General features: G+C 66.3%; 17 protein-coding genes (1 of these 17 running past the window's edge). 8 read left to right on the top strand and 9 right to left on the bottom strand.

The features are described from left to right. Positions 1-31 precede the first annotated feature (31 nt). The 8 genes from IEV87_RS13765 to IEV87_RS13730 form a co-directional block, all read right to left on the bottom strand. Positions 32-562, bottom strand: a complete 531-nt coding sequence (locus IEV87_RS13765; RefSeq protein ID WP_188478222.1) for a GNAT family N-acetyltransferase — start codon at positions 560-562, stop codon at positions 32-34. Then, positions 559-1,116, bottom strand: coding sequence for a GNAT family N-acetyltransferase (locus IEV87_RS13760; protein ID WP_188478221.1), 558 nt, complete (start codon positions 1,114-1,116; stop codon positions 559-561). Before IEV87_RS13760 ends, IEV87_RS13765 begins: the two co-directional genes overlap by 4 nt. After that, entirely contained in the window at positions 1,113-1,649 is a 537-nt protein-coding gene (locus tag IEV87_RS13755) for a GNAT family N-acetyltransferase (RefSeq protein WP_188478220.1), read from the bottom strand. The genes IEV87_RS13760 and IEV87_RS13755 overlap by 4 nt, the downstream gene beginning before the upstream one ends. After that, entirely contained in the window at positions 1,646-2,152 is a 507-nt protein-coding gene (locus IEV87_RS13750; protein WP_188478219.1) for a GNAT family N-acetyltransferase, read from the bottom strand. The genes IEV87_RS13755 and IEV87_RS13750 overlap by 4 nt, the downstream gene beginning before the upstream one ends. Then, a complete protein-coding gene (locus IEV87_RS13745; RefSeq protein ID WP_188478218.1) occupies positions 2,149-2,703 on the bottom strand; it encodes a GNAT family N-acetyltransferase in 555 nt (184 codons plus the stop codon). The genes IEV87_RS13750 and IEV87_RS13745 overlap by 4 nt, the downstream gene beginning before the upstream one ends. Continuing rightward, positions 2,700-4,223, bottom strand: a complete 1,524-nt coding sequence (ffh, locus tag IEV87_RS13740; RefSeq protein ID WP_188478217.1) for a signal recognition particle protein — start codon at positions 4,221-4,223, stop codon at positions 2,700-2,702. The genes IEV87_RS13745 and ffh overlap by 4 nt, the downstream gene beginning before the upstream one ends. Positions 4,224-4,528: 305 nt before the next feature. Beyond that, a complete protein-coding gene (pyrF, locus tag IEV87_RS13735; RefSeq protein WP_188478216.1) occupies positions 4,529-5,254 on the bottom strand; it encodes an orotidine-5'-phosphate decarboxylase in 726 nt (241 codons plus the stop codon). Positions 5,255-5,452: 198 nt separating this feature from the next. Next, on the bottom strand, positions 5,453-5,752 hold the full coding sequence (locus tag IEV87_RS13730) for a hypothetical protein (RefSeq protein WP_188478215.1): 300 nt from the start codon (positions 5,750-5,752) through the stop codon (positions 5,453-5,455). A 202-nt stretch (positions 5,753-5,954) separates the two neighbouring features. Between IEV87_RS13730 and clpB the strand changes: the two genes are divergently transcribed. After that, positions 5,955-8,573, top strand: coding sequence for an ATP-dependent chaperone ClpB (gene clpB, locus IEV87_RS13725; protein ID WP_188478214.1), 2,619 nt, complete (start codon positions 5,955-5,957; stop codon positions 8,571-8,573). A gap of 46 nt (positions 8,574-8,619) precedes the next feature. Here clpB and IEV87_RS13720 read toward each other — a convergent pair whose 3' ends face one another. Then, on the bottom strand, positions 8,620-9,735 hold the full coding sequence (locus IEV87_RS13720) for a histidine kinase dimerization/phosphoacceptor domain -containing protein (RefSeq protein ID WP_229737574.1): 1,116 nt from the start codon (positions 9,733-9,735) through the stop codon (positions 8,620-8,622). Positions 9,736-9,953: 218 nt separating this feature from the next. Here IEV87_RS13720 and IEV87_RS13715 point away from each other — a divergent pair, with 218 nt between their 5' ends. The 7 genes from IEV87_RS13715 to msrQ form a co-directional block, all read left to right on the top strand. Continuing rightward, positions 9,954-10,364, top strand: coding sequence for a hypothetical protein (locus tag IEV87_RS13715; RefSeq protein WP_188478212.1), 411 nt, complete (start codon positions 9,954-9,956; stop codon positions 10,362-10,364). A gap of 68 nt (positions 10,365-10,432) precedes the next feature. Then, entirely contained in the window at positions 10,433-11,410 is a 978-nt protein-coding gene (locus IEV87_RS13710; protein ID WP_229737639.1) for a KpsF/GutQ family sugar-phosphate isomerase, read from the top strand. A gap of 19 nt (positions 11,411-11,429) precedes the next feature. Continuing rightward, positions 11,430-12,221: a 3-deoxy-manno-octulosonate cytidylyltransferase gene (locus tag IEV87_RS13705; RefSeq protein WP_188478210.1), complete on the top strand. Its 792-nt coding sequence runs from the start codon at positions 11,430-11,432 to the stop codon at positions 12,219-12,221. Continuing rightward, the gene (gene kdsA / locus IEV87_RS13700; RefSeq protein WP_188478209.1) at positions 12,218-13,039 is read left to right on the top strand and encodes a 3-deoxy-8-phosphooctulonate synthase; all 822 of its coding nucleotides are present in this window, start codon (positions 12,218-12,220) and stop codon (positions 13,037-13,039) included. Before IEV87_RS13705 ends, kdsA begins: the two co-directional genes overlap by 4 nt. A gap of 215 nt (positions 13,040-13,254) precedes the next feature. Beyond that, entirely contained in the window at positions 13,255-14,760 is a 1,506-nt protein-coding gene (locus IEV87_RS13695; protein ID WP_188478208.1) for an FMN-binding glutamate synthase family protein, read from the top strand. Between the two features lie 123 nt (positions 14,761-14,883). Further along, entirely contained in the window at positions 14,884-15,789 is a 906-nt protein-coding gene (gene msrP / locus IEV87_RS13690) for a protein-methionine-sulfoxide reductase catalytic subunit MsrP (protein ID WP_188478207.1), read from the top strand. Positions 15,790-15,805: 16 nt separating this feature from the next. Then, positions 15,806-16,157, top strand: partial view of a protein-methionine-sulfoxide reductase heme-binding subunit MsrQ gene (msrQ, locus tag IEV87_RS13685; RefSeq protein WP_188478206.1) — the 5' portion only. The gene runs 290 nt beyond the window's last position; only the first 352 of its 642 coding nucleotides appear in the window; its start codon is at positions 15,806-15,808; the stop codon falls past the right edge of the window.

Here is a 16,157-nt window from a genome sequence, read left to right as displayed (position 1 = left end):
AAACAGCGTCGTCAGGAAGAGGGCGAGCGCCTCAGGCATCGGTCCCCCCGGTCGGGGCGGGAAAGCGCCAGGCGGGCACGGCGCCATCGGGAATTTCCACATCCTCGATCCGCCGCGCGCCCAGTTTTTCGGCCATGCTGACCACTGCCTTGTATTCCGGGTAGATCAGGCTCATCGGCTGCGTGACGCCGAATTCCCGCGCGATGAACGGCCGGATCGCCTGCACCGCTTCGGTTGCATAACCGCTGCCGGAATACTGGCTGAAGATCACCCAGATCAGTTCCGGCTCCGGCCAGCCCTCGGGCTGCTGGAGACCTGCGACACCGACCATCTTCCCGTCTTCCAGGCTGGTGACGATCCACAGCCCGAACCCGCGGAGATGCCAGTGACCCACGCCGGAGCAGAGCGCATCCCAGGTTTCCCCGCGCGGACGCGGCCCGCCCACATAGCGCGAGGCATCCGACGAGAAGAAGGCGTCCAGCTCGTCCAGGTCTTCCAGCACGCCGATCCGGAAATGCAGCCGGTCGGAGTAGAATTCGGGCAGGGTCTTTTCAGTCGTCATGGAACCATGTCCTCCAGAACGCTCGGGTGGCGGTAGATCAGGCAGGGAACGCCAAGCAGGTTTGTCTCCCGCTCCTGCACCGCGCCAAGCCGTTCGGCCAGCGCGCGAGAGCGGCGGTTGTCGGGGTGGATCTGGCTGATGAGCCGGTCGAGCCCCATCTGGCGCCCGGCGTGGTCGCGGATGGCCAGCGCGGCCTCGTGCGCCAGCCCGCGCCCCTCGCCGGCGGCAAAGACGTGCCAGCCGAGTTCGGGTTCCGGCCAGCCGACGTGATGCACGATGCCGATGCGCCCCACAGCCTGCCCGGTCGCCTTCTCCTCGAGCGTCCAGAAGCCGTAGCCGTGCCAGATCCAGTGCCCGATGGTGGCGATGAAACTGCCCCAGACCGCAAACTCCGACTCGCGCGGACCGCCGACGTATTTCGTCCGCTCCGCATCCATCGCATAGGCCGCGATGGCCGGGAAATCCCGCGCCTCCGGTCCGCGCAGCAGCAGCCGCTCCGTCTCCAGCCGGGGGACGGGGATGGTATGCACGGGGATGTCGCGCGGGAAGGTCATGCGTAGGCCTCCGCACCGCCGTCGGACAGGGCGCCGGGCGCCGGGTGGCGATAGATCAGGACCTCGCCGAAACGCACGTGGGTAAAGGTCCGCTCCATTACCGCGCCAAGCCGTTCGGCCACGCGGGCAGAGCCGGTGTTCGCCGGGGCCACCAGGCTGATCGCCGTGTCCCAGCCCAGCACGTCATAGGCGTAGCTGCGGGCCATCGCCCCGGCCTCTGTCGCATAGCCCTTGCCCTCGAACCCGTCGAACAGGTCCCAGCCGATCTCCGGCTCCGGCCAGCCCGCGGGGTTCCACAGTCCGGCCATGCCGACGGTTTCGCCGGTCTCCGTCACATCGACCATCCACCGCCCGTAACCGCAGAGCGTCCAGTGTCCGATTTCGGTGGCAAGCTGCCGCCAGGCCATCTCGGCGTCCTTCGGCCCGCCGACGAACCGCGACCGGTCAGAGCCGTAGAAGGCCCCGAGCGCCGCGATGTCGCGCGCATCCGGTCCGCGCAGGGTCAGACGGTCACTGGTCAGCACGGGGATCATGCGGCCACCCCTTTCAGATCGTGGACGATCACGATGTCGCCCGGGTCCTCTCCCTTGCCGTCGGGGTCGATCACCCCGCCAAGCCGGAGGCCAAGCGCGACCGAACGGTCGTTGCGCGGGTCGATGATGTTGGCCAGCCGGTCCCAGCCGAAGCGGCCCCGCGCCCAGGTCATGACCGCGCGCGCCGCCTCCGCGGCAAAGCCCTTGCCCTCCGCCTCGGGGATGACGAACCAGCCAAGCTCCGGTCCCTCGTAGCCGTCGGGCTCGTAGAGTCCGACCTCGCCCACATACTCTCCGGCCAGCGTTTCCACCCGGAACGGGCCGTATCCCCGCAGTGTCCAGCCGGCGACATCCGAAGCCCAGATCCGCCAGGCGTCGGCCCGCGACATCATTCCGCGTTCGTAGATCGCACGCTCCGAGGCGAAGAACGCCGCCCAGTGTTCGAAATCCTCGATCCGGGGGGCGCAGAGCCTCAGGCGATCCGTGGTCAGGACGGGAATCATGCCAGCCCCTCGATCAGTTTCTTGCCCGCCATGGTGCGCGGGACATGCCGCCAGATGCGGAACTCTCCGGCCATGTCATGCGCGAAGGTGCCCTCGGCCCGCGCGCCCAGCTTTTCGACCAGCCGGACGGAGCCCTCGTTGCCCGGATCGACCAGAGAGATCACCGACGGCCACTTTCGATCCGTGAACAGCCAGGCCAGCACCGCGCGCGCGGCTTCCTCGGCGACGCCCATGCCTTCGGCGCCCTCCACCAGGTTCCAGGACAGTTCCGGTTCCGGCCAGCCTTTCGGGAACCACGGACCGACCAGCCCGTACGCCTCTCCGCTACGCCGGTCGAGAACGGCGAACAGCCCGTAGCCGCGCAGGTGCCAGTGGCCGATGATGGTCGCAATGGACCACCAGGTCGCCTCCTCGTCCGGGTGGTGGTCGAGGAACTGCGGCGCGCCGGGCATCAGGAAGGTTTCCTGCGCGTCGAAATCGGGGCCCGCGGGGGACACCAGCCGCAGCCGCTCGGTCTCGATCACCGGGAAGGAGGGCGCCGCGACGATCATTTCTTCTTGCCGAATCCCGACAGGCCCGGCGGCAGCGCACCGCCGCCCAGACCCGGCAGACCGCCGGGCAGGCCGGGCATCTTGCCCATCTGGCCGGATTTCTGCATCTGCTTGGCGGCCTGTTCGATGGCGCGGCTGTCCATCTTCGACGGGTCGAAGCCTTCGGGCACGTCGCCGCCCTTGCCGAACATGCCCTTCATGGCCTGTTTCAGCATGCCGCCCTTGCCCATCTTCTTCATCATGTCCGACATCTGCCGATGCATCTTGAGCAGCTTGTTGAGGTCCGACACCTCCATCCCCGATCCGGCCGCGATCCGCTTCTTGCGGCTGGCCTGGAGCAGGTCGGGATTGGCGCGTTCCTTCTTGGTCATCGACTGGATCATGGCGATCTGGCGCTTGATGACCCGGTCGTCGAACCCGGCCTCCTTCGCCTGACCCGCCAGTTTGCCCATGCCCGGCATCATGCCCATGATGCCTTCCATGCCGCCCATCTTCAGCATCTGGTCGAGCTGCATCTTCAGGTCGTTCATGTTGAAACGGCCCTTCTGGAACCGCTTCGTCATCTTTTCGGCCTGCTCGGCCTCGATCGTGGCCTGCGCCTTTTCCACCAGCGCGACGATGTCGCCCATGCCGAGGATCCGGCCCGCCACGCGATCCGGCTCGAAGGTTTCGAGCGCGTCCATCTTCTCGCCCAGGCCGACGAAGCGGATCGGCTTGCCGGTCACCGCGCGCATGGACAGAGCCGCGCCGCCGCGCCCGTCGCCGTCCATCCGGGTCAGCACGACACCGGTGATGCCGATGCGGTCGTCGAAATTCTCGGCCGTGTGCACGGCGTCCTGCCCGGTCAGGCCGTCGACGACCAGCAGGGTTTCCCGCGGGTTGGCGACATCGCGGACCGCGGCGACCTGCGCCATCAGTTCCTCGTCGATCGACAGGCGGCCCGCAGTGTCGAGCATGTAGACGTCATACCCGCCTAGCGCCGCCTGCGTCTTGGCGCGCTTCGCTATGGTGACCGGATCCTCGCCCTTCACGATAGGCAGCGTGTCCACGCCGATCTGGGTGCCGAGGATCTGCAGCTGCTCCATCGCCGCCGGGCGGTTCACGTCGAGCGAGGCCATGAGCACCCGCTTGCCCTCCCGCTCCTTCAGCCGCTTGGCGAGCTTTGCGGTGGTGGTGGTCTTGCCGCCGCCCTGCAGGCCGACCATCAGGATCGGCGCGGGCGGGTTGTCGATGCGCAGGGCCCCCGCCTCGCCATCGCCGGCCAGCACATGCACCAGTTCGTCATGCACGATCTTGACGACCTGCTGGCCCGGGGTGATCGACTTCGTCACCGCCTGCCCGGTCGCCTTGTCCTGCACGGCCTTGACGAAGTCCCGCGCCACCGGCAGCGACACGTCGGCCTCGAGCAGGGCGACACGCACCTCGCGCAGGGCGGTCTTCACGTCCTCTTCGGACAGCGCGCCCTGCTTGGTGAGCCGGTCGAATACGCCGGACAGGCGTTCGGATAGATTTTCAAACATGCCCGGCCCTCCAGCGACCTTTTCCACGACATGCCCCCGATGTGGGCGGGAGCGGTTCAAACGACAAGCGCACCAGTGGGCGCATCGCGCTGACTGGTGGCGATCCCCGCTGCAGCGGCGGGGACCGGAATCACGATAGACTCCGGGTGTTGAGGGGGCGTTTAGGGGCTTGCGCCCAGCCTGTCAAGGAAACCGGGACTGCGCCCCCGGACGCGGATTTCGCCTGCCGGCGAGAGTATTTCCGGCAAGATGAAGCGGGGGCGGGGCATCATCTTGCCGGAAGCACGCCGAGGGGCAGCGCCACTTCAGCCGAAACTTTCGTTGCTCTGCCAGGCGTTCGCGATCTCGTGCTGGATTGCCAGGGCCGCCGCGCGGGGATCGTCGGCCCGCCAAACCGGACGGCCGACCACAATATGATCGGCCCCGTCCTTGATCGCCACCGCCGGGGTCGCCACGCGTTTCTGGTCGCCGAGGGAGGCGCCGGAGGGGCGGACGCCGGGCGTCACGATCAGGCGGCCGTCGGCTTCGGGCAGGTCGCGTATGGCCGCGGCCTCCTGCGGGGAACAGATGATGCCGTCGGACCCGGCCTCGAAAGCGCGGCCGGCGCGTTCGATGACGATGTCGCGCGGAGTTCCCGGCAGGATCAGGCTTTCGTCCAGGTCGCCGCGGTCGAGGGAGGTGAGGATCGTCACGGCGAGGATCTTCATGCCGGATCCCGCGGCGCCCTCTTTCGCGGCGCGCACCACATGGGGGTCGCCGTGCACGGTAAGGAAATCGAGGTCGAACTGCGCGATACCGCGTACCGCCGCTTCGACCGTCGCGCCGATGTCGAACAGCTTCATGTCGAGGAAGATGCGTTTGCCATGTTCCTGCTTGAGCTCGTTCGCTAGGGCCAGACCGCCGCCCGTCAGCATGCCGAGGCCGATCTTGTAGAAGCTGGCCGCGTCGCCGATCTGTTCAGCCAGTTTCAACCCGGAGAGGGCGTCGGGCACGTCAAGCGCGACGATCAGGCGGTCTGTATCGGCGGTCATGGGCGGACTCCCGGTTATGCGAGGGGTTCGCGCCTTGTCACCGCGGCAGGGCCGTTGGTCAAGACAAAGGTGGAGCGCCGGGAAGGGTCAGCGCGTCGGGCAGACCGCTGTGACCCTTCCCGGCAGTGGCCGACGCCCAGGAACAGGGGCGCGGCGCCGGTCGCCCGTCAGGGACAGGCAGGGGCGACCGGAAACGGGTCAGGCCGCGTGGCCAAGCATCCGCTGCCATAGCATGTCGGTGGCGGAGGCGATTTCGGCCGGGACGTGCGAAAGAAGATTGGCGGGCCGGCGCGAGCGCATTTCGGAGGCGTCGCGGGCGTGGCGCCGTTCGGCCATTTCGATCAGCCGGCGGGCGACGATGCCGCTGTCGGTGTCGATCGGGGCGCGCAGGGCACAGGGATAGGTGTAATCCTCGTCCGCGTGCCGCAGGGTGACGCGCGCCTCGAAGGCCCGCGTGGCGGGGTTGTACGTGATGTTCTGGATGCGGGTGGTCGTCATTGGACCCTCCTTCCTGCTACGATATCCCCCATATGGGGGTGCCATGCGCGAAAAACCCCTGATCTGGGCGAAAAGTTCCGGTACGGCGCTTCACATCGGCTTGAACCTGCCGAGCGCGGTTCCCAGATAGAGGGCAAGGTTCCGCGGATGCATGCCTATGAGGGTGCCGCCAAGAGGAACGCTTATGAAAAGGAGATGACCCATGGACTTGAGCAAGTTCACGGAACGGTCGCGCGGTTTCATCCAGGCCGCCCAGACCATCGCGATCCGCGAAAATCACCAGCGTCTCGTGCCCGAGCACATCCTGAAGGCGCTGCTGGATGATCCCGAAGGACTGGCCAGCAACCTCATCGCCAAGGCGGGGGGGAAACCGAAGGCCGTGAAGGAGGCCGTCGACACCGCGCTGGCCAAGATCCCCGCCGTCACCGGCGACGCGGGGCAGGTCTATATGGACAATGCCACGGTGCGCGTGATCTCCGAGGCCGAGAAGGTGGCGGAGAAGGCTAAGGATGCCTTCGTGCCGGTCGAACGGCTGCTCACCGCGCTTGCGCTGGTGAAGTCGGCGGCCAAGGATGCGCTGGAGGCGGGCGGCGTGTCCGCGCAGAAGCTGAACGAGGCGATCAACGACGTGCGCAAGGGACGGACCGCAGATAGCGCCAATGCCGAAGACACCTTCGAGGCGCTTGAGAAATACGCCCGCGACCTGACCAGGGCCGCCGAGGAAGGCAAGATCGACCCGATCATCGGGCGCGACGACGAAATCCGCCGGTCGATGCAGGTGCTGTCCCGCCGGACCAAGAACAACCCGGTTCTGATCGGGGAGCCGGGCGTCGGGAAGACCGCGATTGCAGAGGGCATGGCCCTGCGCATCGTGAACGGCGACGTGCCCGAGAGCCTTAAGAACAAGAAGCTGCTCGCGCTCGACATGGGCGCGCTGATCGCGGGCGCGAAGTACCGTGGTGAGTTCGAAGAGCGTCTGAAGGTGATCCTGAAAGAGATCGAGACCGCCGCCGGCGAGATCATCCTGTTCATCGACGAGATGCACACACTTGTCGGAGCCGGGAAGACCGACGGCGCGATGGATGCCGCGAACCTGATCAAGCCGGCGCTCGCCCGCGGAGAGCTGCACTGTATCGGCGCGACGACGCTCGACGAATACCGCAAGTATGTCGAGAAGGACGCCGCCCTGGCCCGCCGCTTCCAGCCCGTGATGGTGGAGGAACCGACGGTGGAGGACACGATCTCCATTCTGCGGGGCATCAAGGAGAAGTACGAACTGCACCATGGGGTGCGGATCAGCGACTCCGCGCTGGTGGCCGCGGCGACGCTGTCCAACCGCTACATCACCGACCGGTTCCTGCCCGACAAGGCGATCGACCTCGTGGACGAGGCCGCCAGCCGTCTGCGGATGGAGGTGGATTCCAAGCCCGAGGAGCTGGATGCGCTCGACCGGCAGATCCTGCAGATGCAGATCGAGGTGGAGGCGCTGAAGCGCGAGGATGACGATGCCTCCAAGGCGCGGCTGGAAAAGCAGGAGAAGGCGCTGGCCGACCTGCAGGAACGCTCTGCCGAGATGACGGCGAAGTGGCAGGCGGAACGCGACAAGCTGGCCACCGCGCGCGACGTGAAGGAGCAGCTGGACAAGGCCCGTGCCGATCTGGAGATCGCCAAGCGGAACGGCGACTACGCCCGCGCCGGTGAGATCCAGTATTCCACCATCCCGTCGCTGGAGAAGCAGCTTGGCGAAGCGGAGCAGCAGGAAGCCGACGGTGTCATGGTCGAGGAGGCCGTGCGCCCCGAACAGATCGCCCAGGTGGTAGAACGCTGGACCGGCATTCCGACGACCAAGATGCTGGAAGGCGAGCGGGAGAAGCTGCTGGCGATGGAGGACGGGCTGCACAAGCGCGTCATCGGCCAGAACGCGGCCGTCCGTGCCGTGGCCAACGCCGTCCGCCGCGCCCGCGCCGGCCTGAACGACGAGAACCGGCCGCTCGGCTCGTTCCTCTTCCTCGGGCCCACTGGCGTCGGGAAGACGGAACTGACCAAGGCCGTGGCAGAGTTCCTGTTCGACGACGACAGCGCCATGGTCCGCATCGACATGTCGGAATTCATGGAGAAGCACTCCGTCGCCCGTCTGATCGGCGCCCCTCCGGGCTATGTCGGCTATGACGAGGGCGGCGTGCTGACCGAAGCCGTGCGGCGCCGGCCCTACCAGGTCGTGCTGTTCGACGAGGTCGAGAAGGCGCATCCGGATGTGTTCAACGTGCTGCTTCAGGTGCTGGATGACGGCGTGCTGACCGATGGTCAGGGCCGCACCGTGGACTTCAAGCAGACGCTGATCGTGCTGACCTCCAACCTCGGGGCGCAGGCGCTGAGCCAGTTGCCCGAGGGCGCGGATGCCTCTGACGCGAAGCGCGACGTGATGGACGCGGTGAAGGCCCATTTCCGGCCGGAATTCCTGAACCGTCTGGACGAGATCATCGTCTTCGACCGTCTGGGACGCGCCGACATGGGCGGCATCGTGGAGATCCAGATGGCGCGGCTGCTGAAACGGCTGGCCGGACGCAACATCCGGCTGGAACTGGACGGCGGGGCGAAGAAGTGGCTGGCCGACGAGGGCTATGACCCGGTCTTCGGCGCCCGTCCGCTGAAGCGCGTAATCCAGAAGGCGCTGCAGGACCCGCTGGCCGAAGCGCTGCTGGCCGGAGACGTCAAGGACGGCGACACGGTCCCGGTCAGCGCCGGAAGCGACGGCCTGCTGATCGGCAACCGAGTCGGCTCCTCAGGCCGGGGCAAGCCGGACGAGGCGACGGTGCACTGATGTTGCGCACAGGCGGCGCATTCGAACCGGTGCGCCGCCTGCGCGATCAGGCGGGGTGGCTTTGTCCAACCGCACTGCGGAATGTGAGGCGGAGGGTCAGACCGACCTCCGCCGGCACCGTCTCGAGCGTGCCGCGCAGTTCCGCCGACAGGATCTCCGCGATCTTCATCCCAAGTCCCTGCTGACCGATCGCGGTATCGGAAACGACCCCGACCCCGTCGTCCGCGCAGGTCACGACGATGCTGCCGTCGGCAGCAGGCGCGTCGGCCATGACACGCACCTGCCCCGCACGGCCATCGGGAAAGGCGTGCTTGAATGCGTTGGCGACGAATTCGTTCATCAGCGTTCCGACCGCCACCGCTTCGGCCGAGGTGACGGAGATGGCCGGGAAGTCGACCTTGACCGTGACGTTTTCGGGCGCGAGCAGGTGGAACTGGTGCCCCAGGTTGCGGGCATAGTCCCCCAGATCGATCACCGGTCCGGCATCGGTCCGGTACAGGACCTCGTGCATGCGGGAAACGGCCTCGATTCGTGACTGCACCGTGGTGAGCGTGCGCGCCGAGTCGGCGTTGTCCGAGGCCTGGCTCATGATGCGCACCAGAGAGGCCAGTGATTGCAGCGAATTCTTCACCCGGTGGTCGACTTCCTGACGCAGAACAGCGGCGTGACGCAGCGATTTCCGAAGCTCCAGCCGTGCCATGACCTGGCTGGCCAGAACGCGGATGGTGTCGCGCTGCAACGGCGTCAGCACCTTTGGTTCGTAGTCGAGCACACAGAGTGTGCCGAGCGGCAATCCCTCGGCCGTCTTCAGCAGTGCCCCGGCGTAGAAGCGCAGGCCGGGATCGCCGCAGCACAGCGGGTTGTCGGCCATGCGCGGGTCTGTCAGCGTGTCCCGGATTTCGACGAAATCCGAGTCCAGGATGACGTGCGAACAGATCGAGGTCGCGAGCGGGGTTTCACGCACGCCAAGGCCGGTTTCGGCCTTGAACCACTGCCGTTCGGCGTCGATGAAGTTGACGACGGAAATGGCGGTGCCACAGGTGGCGGCGGCCAGTTTCACGATCTCGTCGAATTCGACCTCTCGGTCGCTGTCCAGGATTTCATAGCTGTGCAGCGCCCGAAGGCGGTCCTGCTGGCGGGGATGTGGGGCGGCGACGGACAATGGACCTGCGTGTGGAACGGGTTGACGGGCGTTGGCTCGGGCATTCTTGCATCTGTCGGCGCCACGGCAAAGGACGTTCACGGGCCGATCGGGCAGGAGGTAATCCAGTACGTCCACATGACCAGCCCTGCGCGACCAAAAGGTGCGAATACGGGCGTGGAACGATGTTACCATGCAAACGTTGACCCGCATCGCGAACGAAGACGGGAGCCCGCCCCATGACACACGCCACCAGACCTGCCGTCCTCGCCGCGACCGCCCTCGCGCTCGCCGCCTGCCAGCCGCTGACCGGAGGCGAAACGCCCGCCAATGCGATCCCCGAAGCCGTGCAGGGCAACTGGGGCCTGACCGAAAACGACTGCAATCCGGACTTCGACCCGCGCAAGGGGCTGATGGTCGTCACCGCCGATACACTCACCTTCTATGAATCCCGCGCCGCGCTCGGGCCGGTCAGTTCCGTCGGTCCGAGCCGGATCGAGGGGACTTTCAACTTCACCGGCGAAGGCCAGACCTGGACGGTGCAGATGTCGCTGGACGCGCAGGACGCGGGCATGGTGCTGATCCGCAGGGACTACGAGGGGTCCGACACGCCCGGCCCGCTGCGCTACATCAACTGCGACGCGGTCTGACGCGGAGATTGGACAGGGACGGCGAAGGGCGCTATCAGCAGCCCATGCCGGATACCGAAAGCCCTGTCATGCCCGTCTCCGCCTCCAAACCTGGTCCCGTTTCCGCCCTGGACACCGCCCGCGCGGTGCTGACCTCGGAAAGCCGCGCGCTGGCGCAGCTGGCCGAGGAGCTGACGCAGGAATTCGACGCGGTGGTCGCCGCCCTGTTGCAGGTGCCGGGCCGGGTCATCGTGTCGGGCATGGGCAAGTCGGGCCATGTCGCGGCCAAGATCGCCGCCACCTTCGCATCAACCGGTACCCCGGCGCAGTTTGTGCATCCGGGCGAGGCGAGCCACGGTGACCTCGGCATGATCACCCGCAATGACGCCTGCATCCTGATTTCCAACTCCGGAGAGACGAAGGAACTGGCCGACATCATCGCCCACACCCGCCGGTTCGACATACCGCTGGTGGCGATCACCAAGAAACCGGGCAGCACTCTGGCGCAGCAGTCCGACCACCTGCTCCTGCTGGCCGACGCGCCGGAGGCCTGCTCGATCGGCATGGCGCCGACGACCTCCACCACCATGACCATGGCGCTCGGCGACGCATTGGCCGTCGCGCTGATGGAATCGCGGGGCTTCGACCAGACCGATTTCCACACCTTCCACCCCGGCGGCACGCTTGGCGCACAGCTGCTGACAGTGCGCGCGGTGATGCACACGGGTACGGCGCTGCCGGTCGTCGCGCCCGCCACCGGCATGGGCGACACCCTGCTCGAGATGTCCGCCAAGGGCTTCGGCGTGGTGGCGGTGACCGAGGGCGACAGCCTATCGGGCATCATCACCGACGGCGACCTTCGCCGGAACCTCAAGGGCCTGCTCGACCGGCAGGCGGGTGACGTCGCCAACCCGAAGCCGCGCACCATCTCTGCCGACATCCTGCTGGTCGACGCACTCGGCATCATGAACGACAACCGGATCTCCGCGCTTTTCGCGGTGGATGAGGAGGGACGTCTGGAGGGTCTGGTCCATATCCACGACGCCCTGCGCGTCGGCGTGAAGTGAGCCCCGCCAAGGAAACCGCATGAAAACCGTCGTCTTCATCCCCGCCCGCTACGCTTCCTCCCGCTATCCCGGCAAACCGCTGGTCGAACTGACCGGCGCGACCGGAGAGAAGAAGAGCCTGATCCGCCGCAGCTGGGACGCCGCCATGGCGGTCGAGGGTATCGACGCCGTCTACGTCCTGACCGACGATGACCGGATCCGCGACGCCGCCGAACGCTTTGGCGCAGAGGTCATCATGACGTCGACGGCCGCGCGCAACGGCACGGAACGCTGCGCCGAGGGCGTGGCGAAACTGGCCGAGCAGCCCGACATCGTGGTGAACCTGCAGGGCGACGCGCCCCTGACCCCCGCCTGGTTCGTCGCCGATCTCGTCGCGCATATGAAGGCCCGGCCGGAGGCGCAGATGGCCACCCCCGTGCTGCTGACCGACGCGGAAACCCTCGCCAATTTCGTCACCGACCGGAAGGAAGGCCGGGTCGGCGGCACCACGGCGGTGATGCGCGGCGACGGCACGGCGATCTACTTCTCCAAGGAAGTGCTGCCCCATGTCGGATCGCTCGAATCCCCGCCGCAGGTCTGGCATCATGTCGGCTGTTACGCCTACCGCCCCTCGGCCCTGACCGCCTACGCCGGCTGGTCCGAAGGTCCGCTGGAAAAGGCGGAAGGGCTGGAACAGCTGCGCTTCCTCGAAAACGGCTGGCCGGTGGACTGCGTGGCGGTCGAAGGCCGGGGCCGCGTGTTCTGGGAACTGAACAATCCCGTAGACGTCGCCCGCATCGAATCCGTGCTCAAGAAGGAGGGCATCACATGAAATCCGTGAAAGTCGGAGGCTTCGAGGTCTCCAACACGCTCCCCTATATGCTGATCGCCGGCCCCTGCCAGATGGAGAGCCTCGATCACGCCCGCATGCTGGCCGAAAAGATCGCCGCCGCCGCCGGGGCCGCCAACCGCCCCTTCGTGTTCAAAGCGAGCTACGACAAGGCCAACCGCTCCTCTCTCTCCGGCAAGCGGGGTCTCGGGATGGAGAAGGGGTTGCAGATCCTCGGCGACATCAAGCGCGAATTCGGCTGTCCCGTCCTGACCGACGTGCACGAAATCTCTCACTGTGCTCCGGCGGCCGAGGTCTGCGACATCCTCCAGATCCCTGCCTTCCTGTCCCGCCAGACCGACCTGCTGCTGGCTGCCGGAGAGACCGGGCGCGTCATCAACATCAAGAAGGGCCAGTTCCTCGCGCCGTGGGACATGGAGAATGTCGCCGCCAAGGTCGCCTCGACCGGCAACGACGACATCCTGCTCTGCGAACGCGGCGCGTCCTTCGGCTACAATATGCTGGTGTCGGACATGCGATCCCTGCCGATCATGGCCAAGACCGGCTATCCGGTGGTTTTCGACGCAACCCATTCCGTCCAGCTTCCCGGCGGCAAGGGCAGTTCCTCGGGTGGCCAACGCGAATTCGTCGAACCGCTCGCCCGCGCCGCCATGGCCGTCGGCACCGCGGCGGTCTTCATCGAGACGCACGAGGACCCGGACAACGCGCCCTCCGACGGGCCGAACATGGTTCAGGTGGACGGGCTGACGAAGCTGCTGAAAGGCCTCGCGGCCATCGACGACCTCACCAAGGGGCTCTGACCGGGGCAGGGGGGCGCTGCCCCCCGTCGCGTTCCGCGCCTCCCCCCGGAGTACTTGCGGCAAGATGAAGGAGCCTGTCTTCATCTTGCTTTGAAATACTCTCGCCGGCAGGCGAAATCTGCGTCTGGGGCGCCGAAGCAGGTCTGTCTTGCCGCTTACACACTATATTGCGATTGTGCGCCGTAACCGGTGCAGGGCGGCAGGGGAGTATGCAGATGGGTTTTGTCGGTACGGCAGTCGAATATCTGGCGCTGGTCTTTCTGGTCGTGCTCGGCACCATCGCATTGGTCGCCATCGTCCTCTTTTTCCTTGACCGGTTTCAGACCAATGACGCCATCCGCCGCAACTACCCGGTGATCGGGCGGTTCCGCTATCTCTTCTCCACCTTGGGGGAATTCTTCCGCCAGTACTTCTTCGCCATGGACCGGGAGGAGATGCCGTTCAACCGCGCACAGCGGGACTGGGTCTATCATTCTTCCACCGGCAAGGGGAACACGGTGGCCTTCGGGTCGACGCGCAACCTGTCGATCCCCGGCACCTCGATCTTCGTGAACTCCGCCTTTCCGCCGCTGGACGACCAGTTCGCCGTGACCAAGCCGCTGGTCATCGGGCCCTATTGCAAGACGCCCTACAACGCGCCGTCGATCTTCAATATCTCGGGCATGTCCTACGGCGCGATCTCTCGTCCCGCGGTGGAGGCGCTGAGCCGGGGCGCGAAGAAGGCGGGCATCTGGATGAACACCGGGGAAGGGGGGCTGTCGCCCTATCACCTGACCGGCGGCTGCGACATTGTCTTCCAGATCGGCACCGCGAAATACGGCTGCCGGGACGAGAACGGCAACCTGAGCGATGCCAAGCTGCAAGAGCTGGCCGCGCGCCCCGAAGTGAAGATGTTCGAACTGAAGCTCGCCCAGGGCGCCAAGCCCGGCAAGGGCGGCATCCTGCCCGGTGAGAAGGTGAACGCGGAGGTTTCCGCCATCCGCGGGATCCCGGTCGGCATGGATTCGATCTCTCCGAACCGCCACCCCGAGATCCGGTCATTCGGTGACCTCCTTGATCAGGTGGCCCATATCCGCCGCGTCACCGGCAAGCCGGTCGGGTTCAAGACGGTCATCGGATCCTCGGATAGCTATGAAGGCCTGTTCCAGCAGATCCTCGAACGCGGGGCGATTCATGCGCCGGACTTCATCACCATCGACGGCGGCGAAGGCGGGACCGGCGCCGCGCCTATGCCGCTGATCGATCTGGTCGGCATGCCCCTGCGCGAGGCCCTGCTGCGCATCACCGACATGCGCGACCGTTTCGGCCTGCACGACCGGATCCGCATCATCGCCTCGGGCAAGCTGGTGAATCCGTCCGACGTGGCCTGGGCCCTCTGTGCCGGGGCGGATTTCGTGACCTCGGCGCGGGGCTTCATGTTCTCGCTCGGCTGCATTCAGGCGCTGAAGTGCAACAAGAACACCTGCCCGACCGGGATCACCACGCATCAGAAACACCTGCAGCGCGGTCTCGTCGTCGAACAGAAATACGAGAAGGTGGCGAACTACGCCAAGCAGGTGATCCACGAGGTCGAGACCATCGCCCATTCCGTCGGCGTCAACGAACCCCGCCGGATGCGCCGCAGCCATGTCCGGGTGGTTCAGGCGAACGGCGATTCCGTCCTGCTGTCGAAACTGCGTCCAAACGTAGATGCGGGCGACGTCACCAAGGCCCATGTCTGAGCCCGCAGGCCGCTGACGGGAATGTTACAGGCAATGCCAATCGGGTGAGGTCACACTGCAAGGTGTAACTTTTTGCCCTTCCCGTTCGTACTGCATAGGGAAGGCAGCAAACGGAGCCCCGATATGAGCCGCATCTGGAAGAGCAAGTTCAAGGACCACGACGTGACCGACGAGGGGCTGTATCTCTCGCGCCGGCAGATCATGGCGGGGGCCGCGGGGCTGGGTCTGGGGTCCATTGCCGGGCCCGCTTTCGCCGCGCCCGAGGGGCTTGAGCCGAACCCGATCGAGGACATCACCAACTACAATAACTACTATGAGTTCGGTACCGGCAAGACCGACCCGGCCGAAAACGCCGGCGCGCTGACCACGCAGCCCTGGACGGTGAAGATCGACGGCAAGGTCGACAAGCCGGGCGACTATCAGCTTGAGGACATCATCGCGAATGCGCAGATCGAGGAGCGGATCTACCGCCTCCGCTGTGTCGAGGCCTGGTCGATGGTCATTCCCTGGAACGGTTTCACCCTCGCCAGCCTGCTGGAGCGCGCCGGGGTGCAGTCCGGCGCGAAGTACGTCGCCTTCGAAACCGTTGCCCGTCCGGAGGAGATGCCGGGCCTGCGCTATCCGGTCCTGAACTGGCCCTACCGTGAGGGGCTGCGGATGGACGAGGCGATGCATCCGCTCACCATCCTCGCCACCGGGCTCTACGGGAAGGACCTGCCGAACCAGAACGGCGCGCCGCTGCGGCTGGTCGTTCCGTGGAAGTACGGCTTCAAGGGGATCAAGTCGATCGTGCGCATCACCGTGCAGGATGAGGAACCCTTCACCTCCTGGTCCGATGCGAACGGGCGGGAGTACGGCTTTTATTCGAACGTGAACCCCGAGGTGAATCACCCCCGCTGGTCCCAGGCCACCGAGCGGGTGATCGGCGCGGGGCTGTTCGGATCGCGGCGCGAGACGGAAATGTTCAACGGTTACGCCGATGAGGTCGCGTCGCTCTACGCGGGCATGGACCTGAAGAAGTTCTACTGACCCGGAGGGCAGCGCCATGGCGACCACCACATCCCCCGGCCCATGGGACCGGGTCACCCGGACTGTAAACGACGCGACCCGGAAGGTCCCGGCCTGGCCTCTCTATATAATAGGAGCGGTTCCCCCGGTCTGGATCTTTGTCGCCGGCCTGACTGGTCAGTTGGGCGTCGATCCGGTCAAGGCGATGGAGCATCAGATGGGCGAGTGGTCGCTCTGGCTCATCATCGCGGGTCTCTGCATCACGCCGCTGCAGCGGTTCGCCGGGATCCGGCTGCTGAAATACCGCCGGGCGATCGGGCTTCTCGCTTTCTTCTATATACTGGGGCATCTGCTGATCTGGCTGGTGCTGGACGTGCAGATCCCGTCGC

Origin of the sequence: Primorskyibacter flagellatus, from assembly GCF_014638275.1 — a bacterium.
GTDB lineage: Bacteria > Pseudomonadota > Alphaproteobacteria > Rhodobacterales > Rhodobacteraceae > Pseudooceanicola > Pseudooceanicola flagellatus_A.
The sequence above is the reverse complement of the archived record's forward strand: the minus strand, read 5'-3'. Positions and strand labels throughout refer to the sequence as shown.